Origin of the sequence: Streptacidiphilus sp. P02-A3a (genome assembly GCF_014084105.1) — a bacterium.
Classification (GTDB): Bacteria; Actinomycetota; Actinomycetes; order Streptomycetales; family Streptomycetaceae; genus Streptacidiphilus.
The window spans coordinates 3,970,937-3,981,200 of the sequence record NZ_CP048289.1; the positions used below are offsets into that span (position 1 = coordinate 3,970,937).

At 74.3% G+C, this 10,264-nt stretch carries 1 protein-coding gene; it reads left to right on the forward strand.

The window, feature by feature from the left end; genetic code table 11:
- The first annotated feature begins 8 nt into the window (after positions 1-8).
- Complete coding sequence (locus GXP74_RS17800) at positions 9-10,247, forward strand: type I polyketide synthase (RefSeq protein WP_182452450.1); 10,239 nt, start codon at positions 9-11, stop codon at positions 10,245-10,247.
- Positions 10,248-10,264: the final 17 nt, after the last annotated feature.

Consider the following 10,264-nt stretch of genomic DNA (forward strand, 5'->3'; position numbering starts at 1 on the left):
GAACTCTGATGGTGGAGAGTGAAAAGCTGCTGGCCTACCTGAAGAGGGTGTCGGCCGAGCTGTACGAGACCCGGGAACGGCTGCGCAAATTCGAGACCGGGGAGCAGGAACCGGTAGCGATCGTCGGAATGAGCTGCCGACTCCCGGGCGGGGTCGACAGCCCGGAGAGCTTCTGGGACCTGCTGGCCTCGGGTACCGATGCGATATCCGGATATCCGACGGACCGCGGCTGGGAAAGCGGCATGGAACTCGATCCGGATTCGGCGATGTGCCGTGGCGGATTCGTCCACGACGCGGCCCGTTTCGACCCGGGATTCTTCGGCATCAGCCCGCGTGAGGCGCTGGCGATGGACCCGCAGCAGCGGCTGCTGCTGGAGACCTCCTGGGAGGCGCTGGAGCGGGCGGGCATCGACCCGACCTCGCTCCAGGGCTCGCCCACGGGCGTGTTCGCCGGAGCGTCGTTCGCCGGGTACCCGGCGGAGGCCGCCGCCGGGTCCGGCATCTACCAGATGACCGGAACCGCGCCCAGTGTCATCTCCGGCCGGATCTCGTACACGCTGGGCCTGGAGGGCCCGGCGGTGACCGTGGACACCGCCTGCTCGTCCTCGCTGGTGGCGCTGCACCTGGCCGCCCAGACGCTGCGGTCCGGCGAGTGCTCGCTGGCACTGGCGGGCGGGGTGACCGTGATGGCCGTCCCCGCCGCGTTCTCGGAGATCTCCCGCCAGGAGGGGCTGGCCGAGGACGGCCGCTGCAAGGCCTTCGGCGCCGGAGCCGACGGCACCGGCTGGGCCGAGGGAGCAGCGGTGCTGGTCCTGGAGCGGCTGTCCGACGCGCGCCGCAACGGGCATCCGGTGCTGGCGGTGGTGCGCGGCAGCGCGGTGAACCAGGACGGCGCGTCGAACGGTCTGACCGCGCCGAACGGTCCCTCGCAGCAGCGGGTGATCCGGGCCGCGCTGGCCAGCGCCAGGCTGACGGCGGCGGACGTGGACGCGGTCGAGGCGCACGGCACCGGCACCGTCCTCGGCGACCCGATCGAGGCGCAGGCGCTGCTCGCCACCTACGGCCAGGACCGGCCCGAGGACCGGCCGGTGTGGCTGGGCTCGGTGAAGTCCAACATCGGCCACACCCAGGCGGCGGCGGGCGCGGCCGGGGTGATGAAGATGGTGCTCGCGCTGCGGCACGGCCTGCTGCCGTCCACGCTGCACGTGACGGAGCCGTCCACGCACATCGACTGGGCGTCCGGGCAGGTCCGGCTGCTGAACGAGCCGGTGCCGTGGACGGCCGACGGCCGCCCCCGGCGGGCGGCGGTGTCGGCCTTCGGGGTCAGCGGCACCAACGCCCACGTCATCCTGGAGGAGGCCCCCGCCGCCGAACCGGAGAGCGGCGACGCCGCCGCCCCGGACGACGCCGGGAAGGTGCTGACCGGGGGTCCGGCGGTCTGGCCGCTCTCCGGCCGCAGCGCCGCCGCGCTGACCGCCCAGGCCGCGCGGCTGGGCGCCGCGATCCCGGAGTCGGACCCGGTCGATGTCGGCTGGTCGCTGGCCACCACCCGTTCGGCCTTCGAGCACCGCGCCGTCCTCGTCGGCGACGGCCGCGAGGCGCTGACGACCGGACTGTCCGCGCTGGCGGCCGGTGAACCCTGGCCCGGCCTGGTCACCGGCGCCGCCGGCACACCCGGTCCGGTGGTCTTTGTGTTTCCTGGGCAGGGTGGTCAGTGGGTGGGGATGGGGTTGGAGTTGGCGGCGGTGTCGCCGGTGTTCGCGGCGCGGTTGGCGGAGTGTGGGGAGGCGTTGGCGCCGTTTGTGGAGTGGGATCTGTTTGAGGTTTTGGGTGATGCGGACAGTCTGTCGCGGTTGGATGTGGTGCATCCGGCGTTGTGGGCGGTGATGGTGTCGTTGGCGGCGGTGTGGGAGGCGGCGGGGGTTCGTGCGGATGCGGTGGTCGGGCATTCGCAGGGGGAGATCGCGGCGGCGTGTGTGGCTGGGGTGTTGTCGTTGGCTGATGGTGCGCGGGTGGTGGCGCGTCGGGGTCAGGCGATGGTGGGGTTGGCGGGTCGGGGTGGGGTGTTGTCGATTGCGGCGTCGTTGGGGGTGGTGGAGGAGCGGTTGCGTGGTGGGGATGGCCGGGTGAGTGTGGCGGCGGTCAACGGTCCTGCGGCGGTGGCTGTTTCGGGTGTGGTGGAGGCGTTGGAGGTGTTGGCGGCGGAGTGTGAGCGGGACGGGGTGCGGACGCGGTTCGTGCCGATGGACTACGCGCCGCACGGTCCGCAGGTGGAGGGCATTCGGGAGGCGGTGCTGTCCGGGTTGGAGGGGATCGCGCCGGGTGTGGCGGTGGTTCCGATGGTGTCGGGGATGACGGGGGAGTATCTGGACGGCGCGGAGGCGGGTGCGGGGTACTGGTACGACAGCCTGCGTTCCACCGTCCAGTTCACGCGTGGGGTCGAGCGGTTGGGGCGGGACGGGTACGGGGTGTTCATCGAGGTGTCGCCGCATCCGGTGCTGACCTCGGGGACGGCCGCGACGTTGGAGGGGCTGGGGTTGGAGCCGGTGGTGACCGGCACGCTGCGGCGTCAGGACGGCGGCGCGGCACGATTGTTGGCCTCACTGGCGGCAGTGCACGTACACGGGGTGGAGGTCGACTGGTCGGCGGTACTGCCCGCCGGACACCGGATCGACCTGCCGACATATCCGTTCCAGCGTCAGCACTACTGGCCCGATTCCGTGGCCGGTGCCGCCGACGTCGCCTCCGCCGGTCTGGGATCGGTCGGGCATCCCCTGCTCGGCGCGGTGATCGAACTGGCCGACGGCGACGCGCTGGTGTTCACCGGGCGGCTGTCGCCGACGGCCCAGCCCTGGCTCGCCCAGCACCAGGCGGGCGGCACGGTGTTCTTCCCCGGCAGCGGCTTCGCCGAACTCGCCGCGGTGGCCGGAGCACGACTCGGCTGCACCCGGATCGACGAACTGACCATGGCCGAGCCGCTGCCGCTCGCCGCGAGCGGCGCGGTCCAGGTCCAGGTCACCGTGAGCGGCCCGAACGGTGCCGGGCAGCGGGAGGTCGAGATCTTCGCCCGCCCGGCGGACGCGGGCGTCCCCTGGACCAGGCACGCCGCCGGGCGGATCGCCCCGGCCCTGCCGCCCGCCGGATTCGCCGACGGGTTCGGCGTCTGGCCCCCGACCGGCGCCGTGGCGGTACCGGTCGACGACGGGTACCGGGAGCTCGCGGCGGCGGCCGGGTTCGGGCCCGCGTTCCAGGGCCTGCGGGCCGCCTGGCGGCGCGACGGCGAGGTCTTCGCCGAGGTCGCCCTGCCCGAGGCGGTCGCGGGCAACGCCGTTGACTTCGGCCTGCACCCGGCGCTGCTGGACGCCGCGCTGCACGCCGTCTGGCTGGCGGACCCGGCAGCTGCCGCCGAGGGCCCGCAACTGCCGTTCGCCTGGTCCGGCCTGTCGCTGTACGCGGTCGGCGCGTCGGTGCTGCGGGCCCGGCTGCGGCGGTCGCCGAACGGCGTGCTGTCGCTGCTCGCGGCCGACGCGACCGGCGCGCCGGTGGTGTCGGTGGAGTCGTTGGTGCTGCGCCCGCCGGCGTCCCTGGCAGCGGCCGGAAGCGCCCTGCGGGACGCCCTGTTCAGCATCGAGTGGACGCCCGTGCCGGTGTCGCCGCCCGCAGCCGACGGCCACTGGGGGGTCCTCGGCGGGGACCCGCTGGGGCTGGTCGAGCGCCTCGGCGCGGCCGGTGTCCAGGCCACGGCGTATGCCGATCCGGCCGCGATCGAGGCCGCTGGAGCGGTCCCGGCGCTGGTCCTGGCCGCCATCGGGACGCAGGCCGGTCAACCGGACGAGGCCGCGCGAGCCCGCCGGGTGACCGCTGAGGCGCTGGCACTGGCCCAGCAGTGGCTGGCGCTGGAGCTGCCGTCGCGGCTGGTCGTGGTCACCCGTGGCGCGGTCGCGACCGAACTCGCCGAGGACGTGGCCGATCTGGGCGCGGCCGCGGCCTGGGGCCTGCTGCGCTCGGCGCAGTCGGAGAACCCCGACCGGCTGGTCCTGGTCGACCTGCCCGCCGCAGACGATGCCGCCGCAGACGATGCCGCCACCGGTGATCACGTCACTGACCCGGTCGCGGTGCTGGTGGCCGCGCTGGGCACGGCGGAGCCGGAGCTCGCGGTGCGTGGCGGCCGGGTCCACGCCCGTCGGCTGGCCCGCCCGTCCGCCCTCGCCGCACCGGCGGAGCCCGGGACGGCCCGCCGGGGCGCGGTCCTGGTCACCGGCGGTACCGGGAAGCTGGCCGGGCTCACCGCCCGGCACCTGGCCGTGACCGGCCGGGCGGAACGGCTGATCCTGGTCAGCCGCTCCGGTCCGGCCGCCGCCGGGGCCGCCGCCCTCGCCGCCGACCTGGCCGCGACCGGGGTTGGCGTGACCGTCGCCGCCTGCGACGCCGGGGACCGGGCCGCGCTGACCGCGCTGCTGGCCGACACCACCCTGTCCGGCGTGGTGCACACCGCCGGGATCGTCGACGACGGCACCATCGGCGCGCTCACCCCCGAGCGTGTCGACGCCGTGATGCGGCCCAAGGCCGACGCGGCCTGGGCGCTGCACGAACTGACGCTGAATCAGGAGCTGGACCTGTTCGTCCTGTTCTCCTCCGGCGCGGCCACCTTCGGCGCCGCCGGGCAGGGCAACTACGCCGCCGGGAACGCCTTCCTGGACGCGCTGGCCGCCCGCCGCCGGGCAGCGGGGCTGACCGCCGTCTCCCTGGCCTGGGGAGCCTGGGTGGCCGGTGAGGGGATCGGCCGGAACCTCAGCAAGGACCTGCTGGACCGGATGACCGGCGGCGGCGCCAACGAACTGTCCGCCGACGAGGGCCTGGTCCTGCTCGACCTGGCGCTCGCCCGGGACGAGGCGGTGCTGATGCCGGTCCGCTTCGACGTCGCCGGGCTGCGTGCCCAGGTCGCCCGGGGCGGCGAGATCCCGGCCCTGCTGCGGGGGTTGGCCGGTCCGGCGCGACTGTCCACGGCCTCCGCCGGGAACCACGGCGCCGAGGCGGACACGCTGCGCCGCCGACTGGCCGGGCTGTCCCCGGCCGAACGCGACCGCGCGCTGACGGACCTCGTCCGCACCCACGTCGCGGCCGTCCTCGGCCACGCCTCGGCGGGCGCGGTCGAGGTGACCCGGGCGTTCACCGACCTCGGCTTCGACTCGCTGACCGCCGTCGACCTGCGCAACCGGCTGGGCGCGGCCACCGGGCTGCGGCTGCCCGCCACCCTGGTGTTCGACTACCCGACCACCGCCGTGCTGGCCGGTCACCTGACCGCCGAACTGCTCGGCGACCTGGGCGCGGAGGCCGCCGGGCCGGTGCTCACCGGCGCCCCGATCGAGCCCGACGAGCCGATCGCGATCGTGGGGATGGGCTGCCGCTATCCCGGCGGCGTCCGCGACCCGGAGGCGCTGTGGGAGCTGCTGGCCGCCGGGGGCGACGCGATCACCCCGCTGCCCCTGGACCGGGGCTGGGACCTGGACAGCCTGTACGACCCGGACCCGGACAAGGCCGGTACCTTCTACGCCCGCTCCGGCGGATTCGTGCACGACGCCGCCGAGTTCGACCCCGGCTTCTTCGGCATCAGCCCGCGTGAGGCGCTGGCGATGGACCCGCAGCAGCGGCTGCTGCTGGAGATCTCCTGGGAGGCGATGGAACGCGCCGGGATCGACCCGGTGAGCCTGCGCGGCTCGCAGACCGCCGTCTTCGCCGGTGGCACCACCTGGGGGTACGGCCTTTTCGGCGCCGGCACCTCCGAAGGCCACCTGATGACCGGAGCCGCGACCAGCGTCCTGTCCGGACGCGTCTCGTACACGCTGGGCCTGGAGGGCCCGGCGATGACGATCGACACCGCCTGCTCGTCCTCGCTGGTGGCGGTGCACCTGGCCGCGCAGGCGCTGCGGTCCGGTGACTGCTCGCTGGCGCTGGCCGGTGGTGTCACCATCATGGCCACGCCGGGCGCGCTGATCGGCTTCTCCCGTCAGCGCGGCCTGGCCCAGGACGGCCGTTCCAAGGCGTTCTCGGCCTCCGCCGACGGCATGGGCATGGCCGAGGGCGCGGGCATGCTGCTGCTGGAGCGGCTGTCCGACGCGCGCCGCCACGGGCACCGGGTACTGGCGGTGGTGCGCGGCAGCGCGGTGAACCAGGACGGCGCGTCGAACGGCCTGACCGCCCCCAACGGGCCCTCGCAGCAGCGGGTGATCCGGGCCGCGCTGGCCAACGCCGGGCTGACGGCGGCGGACGTGGACGTGGTGGAGGCGCACGGCACCGGCACCGAACTCGGCGACCCGATCGAGGCCCAGGCGCTGCTGGCGACGTACGGCCAGCACCGGCCGGAGGACCAGCCGGTGCTGCTGGGCTCGGTGAAGTCGAACCTGGGCCACACCCAGAGCGCGGCCGGGGCCGCCGGGGTGATGAAGATGGTGCTGGCGCTCCAGCACCAGCACCTGCCGCGCAGTCTGTACGCCGAGGAACCGGCGGAGAACGTCGACTGGGCGGCCGGAGCGGTCGAACTGCTGGCCGAGCCGCAGCCGTGGCCGGTCAACGGCCGGGTCCGGCGAGCGGGTGTGTCGTCCTTCGGGATGAGCGGCACCAACGCCCACGTCATCATCGAGGAGGCTCCGGCCTTCGTCCCGCAGGAGGTGCCGTCGGTCGATCCGGTGGCGTTGCCGGTGTTGACCGGGTCGGTGGCGGCGTGGCCGGTGTCGGCGCGGTCGGGTGCCGGGTTGGTGGCGCAGGCGGGTCGGTTGGGCGAGTTCCTGCGGGCTCGGCCGGAGTCGGACACGGCGGACGTGGCGTGGTCGTTGGTGACCAGCCGGTCGACCTTCGAGCACCGGGCGGTCGTGGTCGGCGCGGACCGGCCCGCACTGCTGGCGGGCTTGTCGGCGGCGGCCGCCGGTCGCTCGGCGGTGGGCCTGGTCACCGGGGCGGTCCCGGCCGTCGGCGCCGGTCGGGTGGTGTTCGTGTTCCCGGGTCAGGGGTCGCAGTGGGTGGGTATGGGTCGGGAGTTGGCTCAGGGCAGTCCGGTGTTCGCGGCGCGGTTGGCGGAGTGTGAGCGGGCGCTGGCGCCGTACGTGGACTGGTCGTTGGTCGAGGTGCTGGCCGGTGTCGCGGGTGCGCCCGGCTTCGATCGGGTGGATGTGGTGCAGCCGGTGTTGTGGGCGGTGATGGTGTCGTTGGCGGCGGTGTGGCAGGCGGCCGGGGTCGAGCCGGACGCGGTGGTGGGGCACTCGCAGGGCGAGATCGCCGCCGCCGTGGTCGCCGGGGCCCTGACGCTGGAGGACGCGGCCGCCATCGTGGCGTTGCGCAGCCGGGCGCTGATCGCGCTGTCGGGTCGTGGCGGGATGCTGTCGCTGGCGGAGTCGGTCTCCGAGGTGGAGGCACGGATCGGGCGCTGGGGCGACCGGGTGTCGGTGGCTGCGGTCAACGGGCCTGGGGCGACGGTGGTTTCGGGTGATCCCGAGGCGCTGGCCGAGGTCCTGGCCGGGGCCGAGGGCGTCCGGGCGCGGATGCTGCCGGTGGACTACGCCTCGCACGGTCCGCAGGTGGACGAGTTGCGGGAGGAGATCCTGGCGCTGCTGGCGGGGGTCGCGCCGCAGTCTGCTCGGGTGCCGATGGTGTCGGCGATGACGGGTGAGTTCCTGGAGGGCCCGGAGTTGGATGCCGGGTACTGGTATGCGAGTCTGCGGGCCACGGTGGAGTTCTCGCGGGCGGTCGAGGTGCTGGGCCGGGCCGGGTACGGGGTGTTCGTCGAGAGCTCCGCGCACCCGGTGCTGACCAACGCGATCGGTGACACTCTCGAAGGCCTCGCCGACGTCGCCGACCCGGTGGTCTCCGGGACGCTGCGCCGCGACGACGGCGGCGCCGACCGGCTGCTGGTGTCGCTGGCGACGCTGCACGTCCACGGCGTCCCGGTGGACTGGACGGCGGTCCTGCCGACCGGCGCACGGGTGGACCTGCCCACCTACGTCTTCCAGCGGCAGCGGTTCTGGATCGACTCGGGCATGGCGCCGGAGACCAGCAACCCGGCCGAGAGCCGGTTCTGGACCGCCGTCGAGGACGGCGACCTCGCCGGGCTCACCGACACGCTCGCCGTCGACACCGACCGGCCGTTCCACGAGGTGCTGCCCGCGCTGGCGTCCTGGCGGCAACGCGCCCGGGGCACGGTCGGCACCGCCGACTGGCGGTACCGGATCTCCTGGTCGGCGCTGCCCGACCCGGGCCCGGTGCCGCTGACGGGGAGCTGGCTGCTGGTCGCCGACCCCGCCCAGCGGGCGCTCGCCGACGCCTGCCGACGGGCCTTCGCGGCAGCCGGTGCCGACACCGTCCTGGTCGAGGTCACGGCCGACGAGGCGGGCCGGAAGGCGCTGGCCGCCCGGCTCGATCCGGACCCGCTACCGGTGGGCGTGGTCTCGCTGCTGGCCCTGGACGAGTCCCCGCTGGCCGGGGAACCGGTGGTCAGCACCGGCCTGGCCGGGACGCTCGCGCTGCTCCAGGCGCTCGGCGACCGCGACATCGACGCGCCGCTGTGGGTACTGACCCGGGGCGCGGTCGCCGTCGGAGCAGGCGACCTGCTCACCGCGCCCGCGCAGACCCCGGTATGGGGGCTGGGCCGGGTCGCCGGCCTGGAGCACCCCGGCCGCTGGGGCGGGCTGATCGACCTGCCGCAGGAGCTGGACGAGCAGGCCGCGGACCGGTTGGTCCGGCACCTGGCCGGGAACACCGTCGGCGGCCCGATCGAGGACCAGGTGGCGATCCGCCCAGACGGCGTCCACGGCCGCCGTCTGGTCCGGGCGCCGCGCACCGGCGCCGCCGCGCGCTGGACGCCGTCCGGGACGGTCCTGGTGACCGGCGGGACCGGCGCCATCGGAGGCAGGATCGGCGGCTGGCTGGCCGGTCGTGGCGCCCCCCGGATCGTGCTCTCCAGCCGCTCCGGCCCGGCCGCCACCGGGGCCGCCGCGCTGGCCGCCCGGCTCGCCGAGGGCGGCAGCGCGGTCGAGCTGATCGCCTGCGACACCGCCGAACGGCCGTCCGCCGCTGGGCTGCTGGCCTGGATCGAGCGGACCGGACCGGCGCTGGCGGCGGTCTTCCACGTCGCCGGGACCAACCAGGTCGCGCCGCTGGACGAGCTCACCGCCGCCGGGCTGGCCGAGGTCGCCCTGGCCAAGGTGGCCGGGGCGGTGAACCTGGACGAGCTCACCGCCGACCGGGAGCTGACGGCCTTCGTGACCTTCTCCTCCGGCGCCGCGATCTGGGGAAGCGGCCTGCAGGCCGGATACGCCGCCGCCAACGCCTTCCTGGACGGCCTGGCCGAGCACCGCCGGGGCCGGGGACTGGCCGCGACATCGGTCTCCTGGGGCCTGTGGGGCGGCGGTGGCATGGGCCAGGGGGAGGGCGGCGACCGGTTGCAGCGGCTGGGCCTGCGGGAGATGGATCCCGATCTGGCGATCGAGACCCTGGCCGGAATCGTCGACGCGAATGCCGATTCGGTCATTGAAAACTCAGTGACCGAAACGGGAACAGTAACCGTCGCGGACCTGGACTGGGCGCGGTTCGCGCCGGTGTTCACCCTGCACCGGGCGAGCGCCCTGATCGGCGATCTCCCGGAAGTGCGGCGGGTCCTGTCCCCGAACACGTCCGCCGGAGCCGGCGGACACGCCGAAGGAACAGCCGAAGGCAGCGCTCTCGCGCAGCAGTTGAACGGGTTGTCCGGAATCGAGCGAACCCGGATGCTGACAGACCTGGTCCGGTCCGAGGCCGCCGCTGTCCTCGGCCACGCCTCAATGGACCAGGTGGAGGCCGACCGGGCCTTCAAGGACCTGGGTTTTGACTCACTGACCGCTGTGGAACTGCGTAACCGGCTCAATACAGCCACCGGGCTGAAGCTTCCGGCCACGCTTGTCTTCGACTATCCGACGCCGGAGGTTCTGGCCGACCATGTACGGACCGCGATGAGCCCGAGCGGGGGGACCGAATCGCCTTCGATCATCGCCGAGATCGAACAGCTCCAGTCCGCCCTCTCCGCCGTCACCTCGGAATTCGAGATGCGCGACGACGTCACCAAGCTGCTGCGGGGAATGCTGTCGAACTGGATCGGGACGCACAGCGCGGAGCAACCCGCGAGCACCGACATCGAGTTCCAGTCGGCCACGCCCGACGAGGTGTTCAGCTTCCTCGACCAGGAGCTCGGGCTACCGCGATCGACGCCGCAGACTAATTGATCCGCTCATTGCTTCAG